This is a genomic window from Blastocatellia bacterium (assembly GCA_035275065.1).
In the GTDB taxonomy this organism is placed as follows: Bacteria; Acidobacteriota; Blastocatellia; order UBA7656; family UBA7656; genus DATENM01.
In genome coordinates, this window is the sequence record DATENM010000121.1 from 1 (window position 1) to 1,172 (window position 1,172).

The following is a 1,172-nucleotide window of genomic DNA, read 5'->3' on the forward strand; positions in this document are numbered from 1 at the left end:
TTCACCTGCTGATCCACTCGCCCAAGGTACTCCAGCCGCCCGTCTCCCACATACCTCCCCACGTCGCCCGTCCGATACAGCCGCTCGCCGCTTCCCCCTCCCAGCCAATCCGGCACATACCTCTCCCCACTCTGCTTCCCATCTCCATAGTACCCGCGCCCGACTCCTTCCCCTCCCACATAGATCTCTCCGCTGATCCCGATCCCCGCCACTTCTCCTCCCCTCCCTACCACATACATCCGCGTGTTGCTCAGCCCCCGCCCGATGGCTACTCGCCGCTCGCGCTCCACCCGCTCCAGTTCCACCACCTCCTGCGTCACGTCGTCCGAGCATTCCGTCGGCCCGTAGGCGTTGACCACCTCCACGCCGCCGCGCCGCCTCAGCCATCGCGCGCACAGCCCCGCCTCCAACTCCTCGCCCGTCACCATCAGCACCCGCAGGCTCGCCTCCTCCGCCCCCGCACCACCGGCCGCCGCCGCGCCGCTCTCGATCTCCTCGACCATCACCCGCAGCATGCTCGGCACCACCTCCAGCACCGTCACCTGCTCGCGCCGCACCGCCTCTAGCAGCCGCCCCGGCTCGCTCGCTTCCTCGCCGCCGACAATCGCCACGCGCCCGCCCACCAGCAGCCCCGCCATCAGCTGCCATACGGAGATGTCGAAGCTCGTCGAGGCGGTCGCCGCCACCGTGTCGCTGCCGCGCAAGCGCAAGGTCTCGACCTTCGCCAGCAGGTGATTGACCATGCCGCGCTGCTCGATCATTGCCCCCTTGGGCTTGCCCGTCGAGCCCGACGTGTAGATGATGTAGGCCAGCTGCCGCCCCTCGCCTCCGGCCTCGGCCTCCAGCCAGCGCCCCGACGTCGCCGCCTCGGCCTCGTCTTCGACCGCCAGCACCAGCGGCGGCCGCGCCAGCCCGGCCTGCCGCAGCCGCTGCTCGACTTGCCGCCGCCGCGCTCGCGTCGTCAGCACGACGCCGCAGCCGCTGTGCGCCAGAATCCAACTGATGCGCTCGTCCGGGTAGTCGGCGTCAATCGGCACATAGACGCCGCCGCTTTGCCAGAGGCCGAGCATCGCCACCAGCAGCTCGAGGCCGCGCTCGCAGAGTACGGCGACGGGCTGCTCGGCGGTGACGCCCTGCTGCCGCAGGCGGTCGGCCAGCAGTTGGGCGCGCAG

Annotated in this window: 1 protein-coding gene; it reads right to left on the bottom strand. The window is 70.7% G+C overall.

The window, feature by feature from the left end; all coding sequences use genetic code 11:
• The coding region (locus VJ464_24055) for an amino acid adenylation domain-containing protein (protein ID HKQ08221.1) at positions 1–1,172 on the bottom strand (1,172 nt) is incomplete at both ends.